The organism is Vibrio sp. OPT46, assembly GCF_015163535.1.
Lineage (GTDB): Bacteria > Pseudomonadota > Gammaproteobacteria > Enterobacterales > Vibrionaceae > Vibrio > Vibrio alginolyticus.
The window spans coordinates 1,052-1,255 of sequence record NZ_JADDYG010000877.1; the positions used below are offsets into that span (position 1 = coordinate 1,052).

Annotated in this window: 1 protein-coding gene; it reads left to right on the forward strand. The window is 38.7% G+C overall.

Annotated features, from left to right (window positions below):
• Positions 1-204, forward strand: a 204-nt coding sequence (locus tag IQR33_RS34980; RefSeq protein ID WP_228014241.1) for a hypothetical protein, incomplete at both ends; no start/stop codon positions are given.

The following is a 204-nucleotide window of genomic DNA, read 5'->3' on the forward strand; positions in this document are numbered from 1 at the left end:
GCATTATAATTTCTACAGCAATAAGTCGAACACGCCCTGTAGTAGCACTTGATAGAAAAAAGAAGCCTGAATCATTGCAAGAGCGCTACCAAAAAAGCATTGATATTTGCGGTTACAGAGAACATATTTCTTTCGTTTCGAATATATTTAGAGAAGATGTTTGGGTTGTAGGTGGATGGGTTAGAAATGCAGCTCTCGGCTCAA